17 protein-coding genes and 1 other annotated feature (1 of these 18 only partly in view) are annotated in these 17,035 nt (G+C 44.7%); of the genes, 8 read left to right on the top strand and 9 right to left on the bottom strand.

What is annotated here, in order from left to right; all coding sequences use genetic code 11:
• Window positions 1-38: a binding site (T-box leader), on the bottom strand (it extends 190 nt beyond the left edge of the window).
• 99 nt (window positions 39-137) lie between these two features.
• From MKX68_RS23560 to MKX68_RS23530, 7 genes are all read right to left on the bottom strand, one after another.
• Complete coding sequence (locus MKX68_RS23560) at window positions 138-587, bottom strand: DMP19 family protein (protein ID WP_340914245.1); 450 nt, start codon at window positions 585-587, stop codon at window positions 138-140.
• Window positions 588-607: 20 nt separating this feature from the next.
• Window positions 608-1,051: an Imm63 family immunity protein gene (locus MKX68_RS23555; RefSeq protein WP_340914243.1), complete on the bottom strand. Its 444-nt coding sequence runs from the start codon at window positions 1,049-1,051 to the stop codon at window positions 608-610.
• Window positions 1,052-1,142: 91 nt separating this feature from the next.
• Window positions 1,143-2,612, bottom strand: a complete 1,470-nt coding sequence (locus MKX68_RS23550; RefSeq protein ID WP_340914242.1) for a protein adenylyltransferase SelO — start codon at window positions 2,610-2,612, stop codon at window positions 1,143-1,145.
• A gap of 301 nt (window positions 2,613-2,913) precedes the next feature.
• Window positions 2,914-4,230 (bottom strand): nucleobase:cation symporter-2 family protein, encoded by a 1,317-nt coding sequence (locus MKX68_RS23545; protein WP_340914241.1) that lies wholly within the window; start codon window positions 4,228-4,230, stop codon window positions 2,914-2,916.
• A 322-nt stretch (window positions 4,231-4,552) separates the two neighbouring features.
• Entirely contained in the window at window positions 4,553-5,332 is a 780-nt protein-coding gene (locus tag MKX68_RS23540; RefSeq protein WP_340914240.1) for an NRDE family protein, read from the bottom strand.
• A 46-nt stretch (window positions 5,333-5,378) separates the two neighbouring features.
• On the bottom strand, window positions 5,379-5,678 hold the full coding sequence (locus MKX68_RS23535) for a Dabb family protein (RefSeq protein ID WP_340914239.1): 300 nt from the start codon (window positions 5,676-5,678) through the stop codon (window positions 5,379-5,381).
• 53 nt (window positions 5,679-5,731) lie between these two features.
• A complete protein-coding gene (locus MKX68_RS23530) occupies window positions 5,732-6,313 on the bottom strand; it encodes a TetR/AcrR family transcriptional regulator (RefSeq protein WP_340914238.1) in 582 nt (193 codons plus the stop codon).
• A gap of 223 nt (window positions 6,314-6,536) precedes the next feature.
• Between MKX68_RS23530 and MKX68_RS23525 the strand changes: the two genes are divergently transcribed.
• From MKX68_RS23525 to MKX68_RS23515, 3 genes are all read left to right on the top strand, one after another.
• Window positions 6,537-7,652 (top strand): NADH:flavin oxidoreductase, encoded by a 1,116-nt coding sequence (locus MKX68_RS23525; RefSeq protein WP_445671088.1) that lies wholly within the window; start codon window positions 6,537-6,539, stop codon window positions 7,650-7,652.
• Window positions 7,653-7,878: 226 nt separating this feature from the next.
• Window positions 7,879-8,730 (top strand): AraC family transcriptional regulator, encoded by an 852-nt coding sequence (locus tag MKX68_RS23520; RefSeq protein WP_340914236.1) that lies wholly within the window; start codon window positions 7,879-7,881, stop codon window positions 8,728-8,730.
• Window positions 8,727-9,656 (top strand): DMT family transporter, encoded by a 930-nt coding sequence (locus tag MKX68_RS23515; protein ID WP_340914235.1) that lies wholly within the window; start codon window positions 8,727-8,729, stop codon window positions 9,654-9,656. The genes MKX68_RS23520 and MKX68_RS23515 overlap by 4 nt, the downstream gene beginning before the upstream one ends.
• Before the next feature lie 70 nt (window positions 9,657-9,726).
• Here the strand turns inward: MKX68_RS23515 and MKX68_RS23510 are convergent, their stop codons facing one another.
• Window positions 9,727-10,428 (bottom strand): pseudouridine synthase, encoded by a 702-nt coding sequence (locus MKX68_RS23510; RefSeq protein ID WP_340914234.1) that lies wholly within the window; start codon window positions 10,426-10,428, stop codon window positions 9,727-9,729.
• A gap of 204 nt (window positions 10,429-10,632) precedes the next feature.
• Here MKX68_RS23510 and MKX68_RS23505 point away from each other — a divergent pair, with 204 nt between their 5' ends.
• From MKX68_RS23505 to MKX68_RS23485, 5 genes are all read left to right on the top strand, one after another.
• Window positions 10,633-11,265 carry a DUF1963 domain-containing protein gene (locus MKX68_RS23505; protein ID WP_340914233.1) on the top strand — a complete coding sequence of 211 codons (633 nt, stop codon included), beginning with the start codon at window positions 10,633-10,635 and terminating at the stop codon, window positions 11,263-11,265.
• A gap of 342 nt (window positions 11,266-11,607) precedes the next feature.
• Entirely contained in the window at window positions 11,608-12,816 is a 1,209-nt protein-coding gene (locus tag MKX68_RS23500; protein WP_340914232.1) for an MFS transporter, read from the top strand.
• A gap of 90 nt (window positions 12,817-12,906) precedes the next feature.
• A complete protein-coding gene (locus MKX68_RS23495) occupies window positions 12,907-14,145 on the top strand; it encodes an aspartate aminotransferase family protein (protein WP_310336288.1) in 1,239 nt (412 codons plus the stop codon).
• Between the two features lie 275 nt (window positions 14,146-14,420).
• Complete coding sequence (locus MKX68_RS23490; RefSeq protein WP_340914230.1) at window positions 14,421-15,470, top strand: zinc-dependent alcohol dehydrogenase; 1,050 nt, start codon at window positions 14,421-14,423, stop codon at window positions 15,468-15,470.
• Window positions 15,471-15,541: 71 nt separating this feature from the next.
• Window positions 15,542-16,279, top strand: coding sequence for an HAD family hydrolase (locus MKX68_RS23485; protein ID WP_340914229.1), 738 nt, complete (start codon window positions 15,542-15,544; stop codon window positions 16,277-16,279).
• Between the two features lie 142 nt (window positions 16,280-16,421).
• Here the strand turns inward: MKX68_RS23485 and MKX68_RS23480 are convergent, their stop codons facing one another.
• Window positions 16,422-16,604, bottom strand: coding sequence for a YjfB family protein (locus MKX68_RS23480; RefSeq protein ID WP_017687882.1), 183 nt, complete (start codon window positions 16,602-16,604; stop codon window positions 16,422-16,424).
• Between the last annotated feature and the right edge of the window lie 431 nt (window positions 16,605-17,035).

The following is a 17,035-nucleotide window of genomic DNA, read 5'->3' as shown; positions in this document are numbered from 1 at the left end:
GGGACAAAGCCGCTACTGCGCTCTATCAACGTGATTCATGTATTCAATTTATAGCAAGTATAGCCGAACGTTTCAGTCATTGCAAGACCAAGTATGCAATCTTTGAACAGAACAACGGATGCATAATTAAAACCAGATTATATAATCATCATGTTCAATTTTCCGTGATAATAACCATAGGCTGTCTCCGCAATCTGATCCTCATTATTCCAAAATTGCTGATCCAGCGCATCTAACTGGTCCTCTTGTTCCTTTGTCAGTAATTTAGGAATATCCCACAGTTCAGTAAGCCTTTCATCCTCTTTCAGATGCTCCATGCAGCCGTATGCTGACGTTATAATCTCCACGACTTGAGTCGCACCAATGGTATGTAATGCCCGCAACGCGTAACGGTATACCTCTTCCCCCCAGTTACAGAAAAACTGAATAAAACCGCCATTAAAGACATCCGCCTCTAACAGCCATAAAGCAGCAATATCCTGCTCGTTCGAAGTCAACGAAGCCCAGCCCTGTTCAGATTTATTCTTTTTTTCGACAAATAACACAGCATAGTCATACCATACATCATTAATATCTTGCTCGCTCATGTAACACACCTCATTTTTATTTATTTCATGCCCTCTAACTCCTGACGTTTACCCGTCTGATACCAATGTAAGTACGGATCACCGATCTGCTGGAAGGCTTCCTGAACACCCCTGTTTAGTTCATTCATCACTTCATTTGTGTAGTTCAAATGCGTCTGTTTATTATCCACGCCATATCTTTCCAACAACCCTACATGCGTCGCGGTGAAAATAATATCCTCCAGCAGCCAATAGACGACTTCATCCGGCTGTTTCACCCGTTTCTCCAATGAGACGAGACCACGTTCGTATATTCGAACAATATACGCATCTTCTCCATTCTCTACATAGGGCACACTATCGCATTTAAAGGTCTCAAACAAGCGGTTAACATAGTTCTGCATCTGTTCCCTACGGAGAGATGTACGCTCTAAAAGCTGTAAAAGGATGTCTGCCAATTGTTGTTTGCTTAACATGTTGGACATGAATGCACCTGCCTATATAAAAGTAACATCGATGACAGAATGAAAAAATGAAAAAGCTGCCGAAGGCAGCCTCTTCTTCCGTATTGTTCAATCAGGTCCCACAAAAAGTTTGGTACGAAGTATTGCATTGTGCAGGTAGTTCGGCATATTCAGCCTGCTCAGGTGAGTGCGCGAACGGATCTGAAAGAACTGCCAAAAGCTTCTCCATCACGCTAAGATCTCCATGATTCTCTGCTCGCTCAAGCGCTTCTTCGACCCGATGATTGCGGGGAATGACAGCTGGATTGCTTGTTCTCATCAACTGCTTAGAGACTTCCTTCTCCCCCTGCTGTCTGTCCAATCTCGCTTGCCACCGCTCATGCCATTCAGCAAATTCTGTCGTGCCAAACAAAGCTGTTCCTTCCAATGTATCAAAGGTCAAAGCCAGGAACGTATTGGTGTAATCTGCACTATGCTTCTCCATAAGTTCAAGAAGATCCTTGACCAAGGCCTCATCTTCGGCCTCTTCATCCAACAAGCCCAGTTTGGAACGCATTCCCTTGAGCCAGTGATGATGATACAATTCAGAAAATTGTGCGATGGTATCCTGCGCGAGTTGCACCGCCTGCTCTTCATCTTCATGCAACAACGGCAGAAGTGTCTCGGCAAATCGAGCCAAATTCCATCCTGCTATATACGGTTGATTGCCATAAGCATAGCGGCCTTGTCTGTCAATGGAGCTAAATACGGTCGAAGGATTGTACGCATCCATAAAAGCGCATGGACCATAATCGATGGTCTCACCACTAATAGCCATGTTATCCGTGTTCATCACGCCATGAATGAATCCAACATGCTGCCACTGGGCAATGAGAGCCGCTTGCCGCTTAATCACCTCCTGAAGGAGCAGAAGATAACGGTTTTCGGCCTGAGCAACCTCAGGAAAATGTCGATTCAACGTGTAATCAGCCAACGCCTGAAGATCGTCGATAGACCCCCATCTAGCTGCATACTGGAAGGTTGCTACCCGAATATGACTGGAAGCCACCCGGGTCAATATGGCCCCAGGCCGCTCTGTTTCGCGGATAATGTTTTCTCCTGTCGATACCACCGCCAGACTGCGTGTCGTTGGAATACCTAGTGAATACATCGCTTCACTAATAATATATTCTCGCAACATGGGCCCTACAGCAGCACGTCCATCTCCTCCACGAGAGTAGGGTGTTCTCCCTGAACCTTTCAGCTGGATATCCACTCGCTCGCCCTGTGGCGTAATCTGTTCACCCAGTAGCAAAGCGCGTCCATCACCAAGCATGTTAAAATTGCCGAATTGATGTCCTGCGTAGGCTTGAGCTAAGGGCTCGGCCCCTTCCGGAATCAGGTTACCTGCAAAAATTTGCGCTCCTTCATCACTGTCAAGAGACTCCACATCCAGTCCCAAGCTGGATGCAAGCAGTCTATTAAAAATGATTAGCTTTGGTGATTCAACAGGTACTGCGCCCTGACTTGTAAAAAAGGGTTGCGGTAACTGCACATAACTATTGTCCAAATTCCATCCTTTGTTTGATGTCTCTTGTTGCATGGTGCTCACAACTCCTTTTCTGTACCCAGGGGATATCCCTTAGTTTTATTTTAGCCTTGTGAAGCAATGCTCATTTATGTAGTCGCATGGAAATTCAATGTAGGGAACATATAAAATGTTCTTGATGAAACTTTAGCATATTTGCATGCCTTTTGCATTCCTCATGAATCGTAAGCACAAAAAAAAATCCAAGAGGTTTCTTTGCAAGTGGAGTCATTGTCTTTCATTCCACTTCCCAGAAAACCATCTTGGATCTATTCCGCTTACTTACTACCAGATGACACATCTGTTATTACAAGGATTACGTGTGTGCTTCCTGAGCCTGTACAGGCTGTACTGGCAAGCTCTCTTTTTTCCAAGCAAGGTTGAAGAAGACATTAAGCAGGATCGCTGACAGGCTTCCCGTGATAATTCCATCGCTAACAATAATCCGAATACTTTGAGGAAGCTGGGCAAACAGGTCGGGTACAGCAGTAACACCGAGCCCAAGTGAAACGGAGCAAGCCACGATCAATAGATTGGATTGTTTGCCAAAGTCGACGTTTTGCAGCATTTTGATCCCGGATGAGACGACCATTCCAAACAGGACAACAGTTGCTCCTCCGAGGACAGCACTTGGAATAATGGTTGCAAAAGCAGCAACCTTCGGAATGAGTCCCAGAAAGACCAGTATACCTCCGGCTGCAACAACAACATTGGTCGTTTTCACTTTGGAGAGCTGAACCAAACCAACATTCTGTGCAAATGTATTGTATGGAAAAGCATTAAATATGCCGCCAAGGACAAACGCAAGACCTTCCGCGCGATATCCCCGTGCCAGATCTTTTTCGTTGATCGGTTGATCACAAATTTTGCTCAAAGCCATAAATACACCTGTTGATTCGATGATAACCACCGTACCTACAATAATCATTGTAATGATTGGACCAATTTCGAAGGTAGGCCATCCGAAGTAAAAGGGTTGAGGTAAATGGAACCAGGAGGCTTCCTGTACAGAGGCAAAATTCACTTTTCCCATGATAGCTGCGATGAGGGTCCCCACAATAATACCAAGAAGAACAGCCAGGGATTTAACAAACCCGCGAGCATATCGATTCAGGATTAGAATAAAAAGTAATACGCCAAATGAAAGCGCCAGATTATCCAAACTTCCGAAATTCTCGCTGTTTGCTCCACCCGCCATGTTTTTAATGCCGGTTGGGATTAACGCAAGACCGATGATGGTTACCACTGTACCGATCACAACGGGCGGAAACAATTTGACGATTTTGCTGAAAAACACGGCAAAGATGACGATAAATAAACCCGCTGCAATGATCGACCCATATATGGCAGGAATTCCGTATTGCGATCCAATCGCAATCATCGGTGTCACCGCTACAAAAGAACTTCCGAGCACCGCTGGCAGACCAATACCCAAGTACTTGCCTTTCCGAGCCTGAAGCCATGTTGCAATCCCACACGTTAACAGGTCAATGGAAACCAGATACGCCAACTGCTCTGCAGTCAGATTTAGTGCTCTGCCCACAAGCAAAGGCACCAGAATTGCTCCCGCATACATCGCGAGTACGTGCTGAATCCCCAGTGAAAAAACTCTCATCTTTTTGGTTTCTTTCATCCCACGTTGCCCCCCTGAAATTAGAATCAACTGAACCGCTGCAAAATCATGTTATGTTGATTCACATTATATAAACTATTCAGGGAAGTTCCATGATTCATAACATAGAATTGTGATAAGAGATAAAGAGCCCAACTAAAATTGGGCATGTTATACAAAAGGTACTCCCCTACCGTTTATGTCGCGTTATATAAGTTGACACAAAAGATTTGAAAGTACTCTTTGACACTCCGAAGAAAAGAAACATGAACGTAGAATTAACTTCAGTGATTCAGTGCTTCATCTTAATTCATAAGGTATGAATATCATTTATTTTATATTCTCAATTTGTCCAATTGAGAGGCTTGATGTTAAAACGTTGCTCCATTACCTCTCCGTTCTGGTGAACCATCTCCGTAAAAAACACTTCTTCTCTGTTCATCAAAACAACGGATGAAGCTCTGGTCCCATAGTCGAATTTCTCACTTCTAACGAAAATGGGTGATAACAAACGTTCCCATTCCAACGGAACACCTGTATGGGGGAGAAGCTCATCCACTGAAGGATCTGCCATTTGCAGCAAACCTAATATTTGTTCTGTCAGGGTATCTTCGTCTTCCCCTTGGATGATTTTCTCCAGCCCTTCTTTCCCACGTCTCACCTTGGGCCAATCGGTATTAATCAAGTGATTACTAATCCCGTATATTCCCGGTTTCAACTTCATCACGACATTACCCACATTCGAATAATAATAGAGGTCGTCAGGATCACCCACTAACAAATTGTAGCCAGGATAATCATTGCGACGTCTCTCCGCATGTTGTATATATTGCTCAGGTGTGGACGTCCCCTTTAAAAAATCAGCAACCAGATCTCCTCTTGAGCCCTTGGCCTGTACTTCTTCATTCGGATCACGATAATTCGTAACAGCAGCCAGACGTCCACCTGTGGTTATGCCCATCCAGGTTCCCATTTTCGACAAATCCCTGCCCGCCAATATATGAGGATGATCTTCCCAATAGTGTGCTTGAGCCGTAGGTCTGTGATAGAATTCATCCCTATTTGATCCCAGAATAAGCGGATACTTTAGATGCATGTTGTAAGCAAATAAAATTAAACACATGGGAATCTTCAACTCCTATATTCGTTAACCCTCTGATATCGTGGCTTTATATCGCATAATCAACTACAATGACATCTTCCACCCAACCATCCAGGGAAGCTACAAATGCCTGATGAGCAGGATGTGGTCCATAAGCGCGCAATGCGTCCTGATCTTCAAACGTCACTCTCAATCCAATCGTATAACCTTGAATACGGTCCGTTTCTTCCGTTGTATTGATTCCTGCGGTCAACGCGACAATCCCCGGGATTTGTTCCTGTAACGCGAGTAATTGAGCCACCCATTCCTGTTGTTTGGCTAGCGTGGTTTTATCGTTAAATTTAAAAACAACCAAATGTTCAAACATCTTGTTATTCCTCCTATGTCCATTCGAATAGTAATGCAACTTCGTTAATTAAGTTAATTCAACAATTCCAATCCGCCCATCATATAGGGGACCACTCGTTGAGCTAACTTAGCAGGGGATTCCTGTCTTCCATCCATATTCCATCCATACGTCATTCCATAGATCGACCAGCTTAGCATGGTTGCCGTAATTTTCAGCGTTTTGGGATCTATATCTCCTACTCTTTTGCTCATTAATTCAAGCAGGAATTGTTCCAGTTGAGTCTTGATGTTCTCTTCAATAATCGGTGCAACCGTCTCATATTTCTTGATGCACTCATTACTTGAGACGTGATAATCACATAATGAGAATATAAACTGCTGTATGGTTTCGGCTGATAACCGGGCATCCGGGTCCACCCTTTTTGTTACATATTCCATAAAAGCATCCGATAACAAGGATTCAAGCAGTGCATATTTATCCTGAAAATGGGCGTAGAAAGTAGCTCTGTTAATTGTGGCTTGTTCTGTGATGTTTTGAATCGTAATGCTGTTGAAATTTTTAAGATTCAATTGGTTTAAAAACGCATCAAGAATTAATTGACGCGTGCGGATTACACGCGGATCATTCGAGTTTGGAGACAATACACCAGACATGCCCCAATCCTCCTTTGTACACAAAATATTTGGTTAGACTCCTTCATTATAGATAAGTGTTATTTGTTCAACAAGTGAAAGTAAGTGCAAAGACACCATACAATAATCCGTGTCTTTCGCTTAAGCAACAAAATGCTCCGATTGTTGGTTGAGCATGCCTATAGACCTTGTTAACATTGCACTCGTACCCACTGAGAGGTACAACATAATGGAGGTGTATATTTTGAGTAATCCACAATATAACATTATTTCTACAGAGCGTTTGTTTCAACCATACACTGTTTCAAAGCTAACCCTGTCCACACGCATCGTCATGTCCCCCATGGCTCGTGCTTTTTCCCCGGGCGGTGTCCCTGGCTCAGACGTAGCCGCATATTATCGTCGACGTGCCGAGCATGGTGTTGGACTTATTATTACCGAAGGTGCAACCATTGAGCATCCCTCTGCATCAAGTGAACCTAAAATCCCTCATATGTATGGAGAAGCAGCTCTTCAAGGCTGGGCTGAAGTGGTCGAACAAGTCCATGAAGCCGGCGGCAAGATTTTTCCGCAGATTTTACACATGGGAATCGTTCGTCCTTCAGGATCTGACCCACACCCGGAAGCTGTATCACTGAGTCCATCGGGAGTTGATATGGAAGGTACTCAAGTAGGTGCGCCCATGACGGAGGCAGAGATCGCAACTGTGATTCAAGCCTATGCAGATGCAGCAGCCAATGCGCAAAGTATTGGTTTTGACGGAATTGAACTTCACGGTGCACACGGTTTTCTAATCGATCAGTTTTTCTGGAAAACAACGAATAGGAGAACGGACCGCTATGGTGGTGACCTTCAGAAAAGAACTCAATTCGCGGTTGAACTTGTCATGGCAGTGCGTGCTGCGGTAGGTCCTGATTTCCCAATTGCGATGCGGATTTCCCAATGGAAGATGAATGATTATCAAGCCAGACTGTTCGACACACCGGAAGAACTGGAACAATTCCTTCGTTTGTTGGTTGATGCAGGTGTAGATATCTTCCACTGCTCGACACGACGCTTCTGGGAGCCCGAGTTTGAAGGATCTGATCTAGGATTTGCAGGGTGGGTGCGAAAGCTAAGTGGTCAAACCACGATAACGGTCGGTTCTGTAGGTATGACAGATGAGCCTGAAGAAGAAGGCAATGAAGTAAAACATCCAGGTATGAGCGAACTTATGAAGCGATATGAGCAAGCGGAATTTGATCTGGTAGCTGTGGGACGTGCACTCCTTGGTGATCCGGCGTGGGCTGCCAAAATACGCGAAGGCCGCATATCTGAGATACAGGCTTTTACACCTGAAGCGCTGGCTACGTTACACTAAGAACAATTACTTATTGTTCCAGAGATTTTTTCTCCCCTATATATAGGTTTGAACTCATGAATCAACTATACTAATCAAAGGGCTCGCTTTCCCTCCGGGATTGCGGGTATTTTGTTTTTTGGAGATATCTGTCCGATCAGACACTTCGAGCAATAGCAATATCGTTCAAGAAAATTCCTTCTTTGCAACCTATAATGATCTTAACTTACCAGAAAGAAGGTGCATCATGACTCGGGAAGTCCGGACTGTCGTTTTTGATACCGACTTACAGCTAGAAGCTTATCAATTTGAAGGCATTATGCAGAAGTTTCCCAATCATTTTCATGACTATTACGTCATTGGATTTATTGAGCAAGGCAAGCGTCACCTCGTCTGCAACAACGAAGAATACATTCTGAATAGTGGCGACATGATTGTTTTTAATCCACATGATCCTCATGCCTGCGAACAGGTCGATGGCAGAACCCTCGATTATCGCTGTATCAACGTCCAGCCTGAGGTTATGCGAGAGTATGCAAGAGAGATTACTGGACAAGCTTACTTGCCACGGTTTACATCCCCCGTTCTCTACCAAAGTGAACTTGTGGGTTCCCTGCACGAGCTGCATCAGATGATTCTGGAGGAGCAATCCGATTTCTGCAAAGAAGAATTGTTACTCTTTCTGCTGGATCAATTGATGCGAGATTATTCGGATGCTGAACCGCCTGTATCCACGCAGGATGTTACCACAGAGATTAAACGCATATGTGATTACATAGAAGCTCATTACATGGAGAGCATCTCGCTGAACGAGTTAGCCGATTTGACGGAGATGAGTAAGTATCACTTGCTGCGTTTATTCACTCGTCAGAAAGGCATATCACCTTACCGCTACCTGGAAACGATTCGCATTAATCAAGCCAAACGTCTGCTGGAACAAGGTCTGCTTCCCATTGAAGTAGCCGCACAGACAGGATTCAGTGACCAGAGCCATTTCACGAATTTTTTCAAAAAACTGATCGGGCTGACGCCGAAGCAATACAGACGTATCTTCAACCATGATACGGAATTGAAACGAACCATCGATAACCTCGTATGACGAGTCATCATAACACCAATGCCGCTACCGGACATTTGCTCGCCTTATTTACCATATTGATCTGGGGAACTACGTTTGTCTCGACCAAGGTTCTGCTGATTGATTTCACTCCTGTAGAAATTTTATTTTTCCGTTTCCTGATCGGGTATTTGGTACTGTTATTGATCTATCCACGTTCACTGCGGACCGCCTCATTCAGAGAAGAATGGTTATTTATCGGAGCAGGTTTATGCGGGGTGACGTTATATTTTCTTATTGAAAATATTGCTCTGGTGTACACAACAGCTTCCAACGTGGGGGTTATTGTCTCCATTGCCCCATTCTTCACTGCCGTGCTCGCACATTTCTTCTTGGATGGTGAGAAGTTAACTCGCCGTTTTCTTATCGGATTTGGGATTGCCTTGAGCGGCATCCTACTCATCGCGCTGAACGGCAGTTTCATTCTGCAACTGAATCCGGTAGGTGATCTGCTTGCTTTCATCGCACCTGCCGTATGGGCGATCTACTCCGTATTGATGCGCAAAATTGGCCAGCTTCGTTATCACACCATTGGTGCGACCCGCAAAGTGTTCTTCTATGGCCTGATCTTCATGCTGCCAGCTCTTTTCCTGTTTGAATTCCATTGGGAACTCGGACGCTTCACGAACCTGACCAATCTCTCCAATATTCTCTACCTCAGTCTAGGTGCCTCCGCGTTGTGTTTCGTGACCTGGAACCGGGCCGTGAATCTTCTCGGAGCTATCAAAACGAGTGTATATATCTATCTGGTGCCTGTCATTACAGTTGTGTCATCTGCACTGATTCTTCAAGAGCAGATAACCTGGGTGATTGTACTCGGTGCGTTTTTAACCCTATTCGGCTCTTACATTTCAGAGCGCAAAGGACACAAGCTTAACAACAAAAACACTAATCCGCATAGGGGTTAGTGTTTGCTTCATTTTTTACTGATAAAACTGGATATCGTGGTTGGCCACCGTTGACATGCGCAGAAGTCATTCATTTTATCTCATTTAATTGAGATAGCAGAATCTCCAGTTCCTCTTGCTCCAGATGACGCCATTGCCCCCGCTCCAGTTGATCCAGCGTAATATTCATAATTCGCACGCGCTCCAGTTTGAGGACTCGGTACCCCAAGGCTTTGCACATTCTCCGGATCTGCAGATTGAGACCCTGTGTCAGAATAATACGAAATACATTGTCACTTTGCCTATACACTTCGCAGGGCTTGGTCACCACGTCCAGAATTTCAACGCCTTCAGACATGGACTTTACAAATTCGTCGGTTACGGGTTTGTCTACAGTCACTACATATTCTTTATCATGATTATGCTCCGAACGCATCATCTTGTTCACAATGCCTCCGTCATTCGTAAGCAAAATTAACCCCTCAGATGCCTTATCCAACCTGCCTATCGCAAATATGCGAGAAGGATAATTCATATATTGAATGATATTCCCTTCCACATGTGCTGCTGCTGTGCAGACAATACCGATGGGTTTATTCAGAGCAATATAGACAGGTTCGCTGTCATTACGAGGAATCTCCTTGCCATCAATAAGGACCACATCATGAGGTTCAACTTCGGCTCCTTTTTCACAAACCCTGCCATTGATCGTTATGCGTCCAGCTGCAATTAATCGGTTCGTTTCCCTGCGGGAGCAGAATCCCGTTTCACTTATGTATTTGTTAATTAACATGTGTCACCACTTCTCATCTATAGTATTGCCACTGGTTCTTAGAGTGCTGGTACGTTCACTCGCTTCGTGCAATGAGTTAGTACCTTGTACTGATTTTCATTCCACATCATCTCATTTATACTGAAACGAAGCAATAAATTGTTATATAAAAACACATACAACGTTACATAGGAAAACCAAAATACACGCTGGAGGGAGTTTCTCATGTACAAAGTTACTCAATTTACAGTTGACCCCGATGATCCCAACCAAGACTCTGGCATGTGGATTGGTGGAGAAATGGCATACGTTTCCGACTGGCCGCTCAACCCTGAGGGTCAGCCTTTATTACATCTGTTCTCCATCAATTGCAATACACTTTCACAGCAGGTCCATATCCCTTCTTTACCACAAGATAAATATATCTCGGTCTTCTCAACCTACTCCGCCTCCGAATATTTTCTGGATCAGGTAACCTATACGGGAGATGAGCTGGAATGGAACGAGAATATTCTTGCCGGATGCACTTATGTGTCGGTATCTTCGCATCCACTCACTTCCGTAAGTCCCGTTCCACCCATTCCGTTAAGTGGCGTACGTTTGATTGAAATGGAGTTAGACGATCAGGCATTCCCTGCATTTTCATTTTTCTCTCCCGCTTTACCAAACGGTGTGAAAGGAATTGACCATTTGCTAGAGGAATATCAACTGGTGTGTCAAATGTATTCCGGAGATTTTCCTGAGCCTTATCGGGATATATTGGGTCTTCCCGATGCAAACGGTTATTTATTTTTGCGAAGAGGTCCCGCGTCTGCTCACGCACCATTGGATGGAATTTTCTTTGTACAGACTGCTTAACAGCGATACGTTGAGGTCAGTTATCATCATATAAACGGCTAATCAGAACGTTTCCCGTCTACCTAGACAGGGAACGTTTTTTTATATATGCACGTTTTACTATTCTCGATCAATACAGATGCCAAACCCTGTTAAAAGGTCATATGAATTAAATCATATCTGCCCTTTCGAAACGAAATCGTTTTAGAAAAAACTTAGCACGAGAAATATTTCTTTTCATCAAAATTTAACATTATTTTACAACAAAAAGCATGTACATTTGGACAATTATGGTATAAGTTATATATGAAATAAACATTAATTACATAATATAAAATTTATATCCATCTAGGAGGCAGGCTTTTGAAAAGAATATTCGCTCTAAGCTGCGGTTTTTATCTGTTAATCGGCATAACCAGCGTTGTCCTCGGTGCACTTCTTCCTGTTTTATTGTCACATTATGAGCGCGGTTACAGTGATGGCGGATTTTTGTTATTCCTGCAGTTCCTTGGATTTCTTGTCGGGGTTCTTGTCGCTCCTTCAATGACTGCCCGGATCGGAAGAAAAGTTATGCTACTGATTGCACTGGTCTGTATTGTAGCTGCTTATGCTGTTCTCGGACTTTTGCCATCTTGGACTAGCGTTCTTCTACTTACTATTCTCATCGGCTTTGGCTCAGGCATTATTGAGCCTTCCGTTGGAGCATTCACAATCGAATTCACTGAAAATCAGAAGGCTGTAGCGATGTCCAAGCTTGATGTGTTCTTTGCTCTTGGAGCACTTCTCATCCCCGCTGTCGCTGCTTTATTTATCTGGATGGATCTGTGGCATCTTACTTTTTATACAGTGGCCGTGTTGTCACTCGTTCTCATGCTGCTGTGGATCACTATGCCCCATTCAGCCGCACTATATCTGGAACAGGCTGGCGAGAATACAGTGGCACACTCAGCAGGTAAAGCCCGATATTCTAGAAAACAGCTTGGTCTGCTGACGATCTTTGTCATCTTCTTTTTCATCTACATGGGACTGGAACTGGGATTAATGAACTTCCTGCCCTCTATACTTGTAGAACGATTGCACCTTCAGGAATCTGTCGCATCGCTGAGTGTCTCCATCCTGTGGATTGCGATGATCATCGGTCGTCTTTTCTCCGGGAAAATAGCGGAAGCCGTCAACTATATGCCTTTCCTGATCTGGAGTACGGTTGGCACGCTTTTGTTTACGGTCGCTATGGTATTTGTAACTGGACAGTGGGCAACGTATGTGCTCATCTTCGGAACCGGTCTGTTCATGTCTGGGCTGTTCTGTATCGCACTGGTCTACGCAAATGTTCTGATTCCCGGTATGACCGAGCGGACAACCAGTATCCTGATCGCATCGGGTGGTATTGGAGGTGCCATCTTGCAGTATGTGACTGGATGGAGTATGAGTACAGGGCCTGTCGTGAATACGATCTGGATTTTGGCCGGATTCTGTCTGATCCTGCTGCTCACATTGATGATCTCTCATCTATGGACTGTAAAAAATAATGCAGTACGTACTGCTCTAGCACAACATAGCAAGGAAATGTAAACATCGTTTCTTAAGGGAGGTGATGCCCGCATCATCCGGGATTGTTGAGCTTTGTTCGAGTTAGTACACCATTATATTGGAGGAAATCGTATGCAAACTTTAACCAACAACCGCTTCATAGCCGGAAAAGGGATTAAGTTGATTGACGATTCAGGTGTTGAATACCTGGATGGCGTGTCGGGCACGTTCAATCTGTCACTGGGCTATAATCACCCACATGTTGTCAGCAAAATTCAGGAACAAGTCGGCAATCTGACGCATATGTCTTCCTCCTTCACCGAACCGTACGTAAATGAAGTGCTTGATCACTTAATCGAATATGCTCCAAACGACATTAATGCCGGATGGATGCGGGATATCACTGGTTCAACTGCCAACGAATGTGCAACCAAAATTGCACAGAAGTATACCGAATCAACAGACATCATCAGCCTGTATCTGTCCCATCATGGGCAGACCCAATTTGCCACCGGGATTTCGGGGAATGCCTTCCGGCGGAAACGGTTCCCCAATTCGGCTGTGGCTAACGCTGTCCATGTACCTGCCCCATACTGTTATCGCTGCCCATTCAAATCCTCAAATGGAGACTGCGGCTATCAATGCGTTGAAGCTATATCTGATGCGATAGAATATGCAAGTTCCGGCTCAGTCGCATGCATGATTATCGAACCCATTCTTGGAAATGGCGGCAACATCATCCCTCCCGCCGGGTATTTCAAACGTCTGCGTAAACTGTGTGATGAGTACAATATTATTCTTATTGCTGACGAAGTGCAGACAGGCATCGGTCGTACCGGAACCATGTTCGCCAGCGAACTGTTTGATATCCAGCCTGATATGATTACCCTTGCAAAAGGTCTTGGCGGGATCGGTGTACCTGTTGCTGCGGTATTAATGCAATCCCGGCTGAATGTGCTCGAAAAGCACGAACACTCCTTCACCTCTGGAAGCAATCTGATCTCCGTAACCGCTGCCAAATCCACCTTGGAAGTGGTATCCGAACCCGGGTTTCTGGATGCCGTAAAACGCAAAGGTGAAATTCTGGGTGAATTGCTGCATGAATTGGCTACGAAATACCCAAGTATCGGGGAAGCTCGTGGTGTCGGGTTAATGTGGGGGTTAGAGATCGTAGGTGACGGTAATGAACCCGATACGCTCAAAACCAATGCCATCGTTGACCGTGCTTTTACAGATGAGCATCTAATCTTGAGAAGTTCAAGATATGGCTTCGGTAACGTTGTTAAGGTCCGGCCTTCCCTTACGACAACCGAAGACGAGCTGGTTGAGATTGTAGAGCGGCTGGATTCGGTGCTTGCCAGCGTTAATTAAAACATTTCAATGCAACTGTTCGAAGTGGTCGTTTCGGTTACGAATCGTTCTTATGATCGCTGTTATCCACGGATTTTCTTGATTTTCCTTTCCCAAGGGAAAAATCCGTTGATAGCGTATGCTTCCGAAGCAGCTTTCTTTCAGAAAGCTTTTAGGCTAACGCTTCGCTTCTCCAGAATCGATTTCGTCCCCTTCACTACTTTCGTATCTTGTCAAAAACTGTTTAAGATGAATCGCTATTTTTATATTTTATATAATTACAAGGAGGTTATATCATGCTTGCATTGGTATACAAATCGGCTTGGGATGTGGCGCTTGAGGAACGGCCTGTCCCGGAAATTACAAGAGATAATCAGGTGTTGGTTCGTATTCGAGCAACCGGAGTATGTGGTACCGATCTAGGCATTGTCAGCGGTAAATATCATGCGGTTCCTTCTGTCATTCTCGGTCATGAGTCTGCCGGGGAAGTCATTGATGTTGGCTCTGCGGTAACGACATTACAACCGGGCGACCGTGTTGTGATCGATCCTACCTACTATTGCGGACAATGTGACATGTGCAGAACAGGCAGACAAAATCATTGCACACATAAGTCTGTTACCGAGACAGGTGTGAGTGCTGACGGAACATTTACAGATTATTATGTGACCGAGGATCGTTTTTTGTACAAATTGAAGGATCATGTGAGCTATGAAGAAGCAACTTTGACGGAACCGCTCAGTTGTATGCTGACGGGGATTAATCAGATCCATCTTCTGCCGAATTTCAGAACGATCATCCTTGGCGCAGGCCCGATTGGCATTCTGTACAGCTATGCGCTCGCTTCCAAAGGGGTTACCGGCTGTCTGGTCGACATCTCCGAAGAACGCTTAGCCATTGCCGGTTCCATTGCACCTGATCGTTGGGAAGTTCATTCATCCTTCGAAAGTGCAATAGAATCGCTGTCACCCGCAACCCATCAGGTCGATATGATTGTTGATACAACGGGCGTTGTGGGCACACAAGTACTTTCCCAGCTCGCCAGCGGCGGTTATCTGATGCTGGTAGGTCTAAGAGATGGAAATACGTCCTTTAATCCAAAAGAAGTCGTGGACCGCAGTCTGAAAATTATTGGTTCCATTGATTCTCTGGGCACATTTGCAACCGCACATTATATGATTGAACAAGGGATTATTCCGGCAAAAAAAATCATCACCCACTCCTTCCCATTGGAGGATTACGAAGAGGCTTTCCGCACACTTGGCTGCGATATTCAGGGACGCACACTTCAAGCCGCCTCACATGCTATTAAAGTAGTGTTGCAATCCAGTGGTTCCAGTTTCTAAAGTGGAAAGCTAACCATGAATGAATTAAATTAGAGATCTATGTTTACACAATCCTGGAGGAGGAATACAACATGGTAGCAAACCAAGAGTTTGGCGGACTGGGAGCGGCCGATGATGACATCATCCAAGCAGTCATTTTTGACATGGATGGTGTACTGATTGACAGCGAACCGATTTATTTCGAGATTGAGCGTAGCTCCTTTGCCCATTTTGGCGCAGTGATGACGGAAGAAGAACACCACACTTATGTTGGCGTTACGCTGGAGTCCATGTGGCAGCAAGTATTGGACAAACATCAGCTGACAGCTACGCTAGAAGAAATATTTGCTTATCATCAGCATAATGTGATGCAAACCATGCTTGCCCATCCGAATCTGACAGCAATGCCTTCCGTGGAACGCTGGTTAAGCTGGCTGCATGAGCAACACATTCCCATAGCCGTTGCTTCTTCCTCTCCACGTGCACTGATTGATTTGATCATGGACAAAACCGGACTTGGACAATACTTTGAGATGCGAATGACAGGTGAGGAAGTTACAAACGGCAAGCCGGCACCAGATATTTTCCTGACCACCGCTGAGATGATTGGTGCATCCCCTTCGAATTGTCTGGTGATCGAGGACTCGCGCAATGGTGTTCAAGCCGCCAAAAGTGCAGGCATGCGCTGCATCGGATATCGTAATCCGGGATCAGGCAACCAGGACTTGTCCAAAGCCGATCTTCAGATTTCCAGTTACGATGAGTTATGGACATTGAAGGACACACTGCCCTTTGAAGGCAGATTGCCAAGTTTGTCAAAGTTTCGCTGAGAAGATCGTAATAAAAAGAATCGTAATTTTGGAATGACTATGTAGAAAAAACAACCCAAACGGCTTCAATTCATTCGAATTGAGCTGTTTGGGTTTTGCTTGCTGCAATGGGTGTTACATGAGGACACATGTGTAATTTCAACTAAACCGAAAGATCGAGACTTCCACCCAGATTGGGATGAGGAGCAGGCACTGACTTCAACATTTCCGCCATCTGCTGGCCTTGCTGCTGTGCCATGTCTTTCGTAATCGACATCACTTGTAAGCTTGCCGACTGCACTACTGAAGCTTGGCTCATCGCCATTGATAATGCTGCAATATCCATGTTCTGCACTCCTTTCACTTTCTCATTACATAGATGTACTTATTATATATCGGTCAGAAGGGAGGAATTGTTAAAAGGTCGATCAAAATGTATACGGAAATGCATTCCATTCAATCATAACCACCCTCAGCTTCAGGCAGTTCCTTTGCATCATTAATGGAGCATAAAAAGGGGATGCCATAAGTCATGAGCATGACTGAGGACATCCCTTATTAACGTTATTTTGTTCTAATGAACCTGGCACACGCTATTCGCTCTGACTTGCACAGGTCTGTGGTGTAACGAATCACAGAGACGTTAATTCGTCGATTGGGTCGTTTTTTAGGTTCTCACACCCTGATATGATGAAATAACGTTACTGAGGTTCGTTAAAGTTTGCCGTTCACATCGAATCTACCTCTTAAGACGCGTCAGATTCGTTAGCGCTTTGA

It is taken from the genome of Paenibacillus sp. FSL M8-0212 (assembly GCF_038004645.1).
In the GTDB taxonomy this organism is placed as follows: domain Bacteria; phylum Bacillota; class Bacilli; order Paenibacillales; family Paenibacillaceae; genus Paenibacillus.
The sequence above is the reverse complement of the archived record's forward strand: the minus strand, read 5'-3'. Positions and strand labels throughout refer to the sequence as shown.

Excerpts from the sequence above, each read along its gene's own strand:
- MKX68_RS23560 (WP_340914245.1), bottom strand. The coding sequence starts at position 587 with ATGAGCGAGCAAGATATTAATGATGTATGGTATGACTATGCTGTGTTA.
- MKX68_RS23555 (WP_340914243.1), bottom strand. The coding sequence starts at position 1,051 with ATGTCCAACATGTTAAGCAAACAACAATTGGCAGACATCCTTTTACAG.
- MKX68_RS23550 (WP_340914242.1), bottom strand. The coding sequence starts at position 2,612 with ATGCAACAAGAGACATCAAACAAAGGATGGAATTTGGACAATAGTTAT.
- MKX68_RS23545 (WP_340914241.1), bottom strand. The coding sequence starts at position 4,230 with ATGAAAGAAACCAAAAAGATGAGAGTTTTTTCACTGGGGATTCAGCAC.
- MKX68_RS23540 (WP_340914240.1), bottom strand. The coding sequence starts at position 5,332 with ATGTGTTTAATTTTATTTGCTTACAACATGCATCTAAAGTATCCGCTT.
- MKX68_RS23535 (WP_340914239.1), bottom strand. The coding sequence starts at position 5,678 with ATGTTTGAACATTTGGTTGTTTTTAAATTTAACGATAAAACCACGCTA.
- MKX68_RS23530 (WP_340914238.1), bottom strand. The coding sequence starts at position 6,313 with ATGTCTGGTGTATTGTCTCCAAACTCGAATGATCCGCGTGTAATCCGC.
- MKX68_RS23520 (WP_340914236.1), top strand. The coding sequence starts at position 7,879 with ATGACTCGGGAAGTCCGGACTGTCGTTTTTGATACCGACTTACAGCTA.
- MKX68_RS23515 (WP_340914235.1), top strand. The coding sequence starts at position 8,727 with ATGACGAGTCATCATAACACCAATGCCGCTACCGGACATTTGCTCGCC.
- MKX68_RS23510 (WP_340914234.1), bottom strand. The coding sequence starts at position 10,428 with ATGTTAATTAACAAATACATAAGTGAAACGGGATTCTGCTCCCGCAGG.
- MKX68_RS23505 (WP_340914233.1), top strand. The coding sequence starts at position 10,633 with ATGTACAAAGTTACTCAATTTACAGTTGACCCCGATGATCCCAACCAA.
- MKX68_RS23495 (WP_310336288.1), top strand. The coding sequence starts at position 12,907 with ATGCAAACTTTAACCAACAACCGCTTCATAGCCGGAAAAGGGATTAAG.
- MKX68_RS23490 (WP_340914230.1), top strand. The coding sequence starts at position 14,421 with ATGCTTGCATTGGTATACAAATCGGCTTGGGATGTGGCGCTTGAGGAA.
- MKX68_RS23485 (WP_340914229.1), top strand. The coding sequence starts at position 15,542 with ATGGTAGCAAACCAAGAGTTTGGCGGACTGGGAGCGGCCGATGATGAC.
- MKX68_RS23480 (WP_017687882.1), bottom strand. The coding sequence starts at position 16,604 with ATGGATATTGCAGCATTATCAATGGCGATGAGCCAAGCTTCAGTAGTG.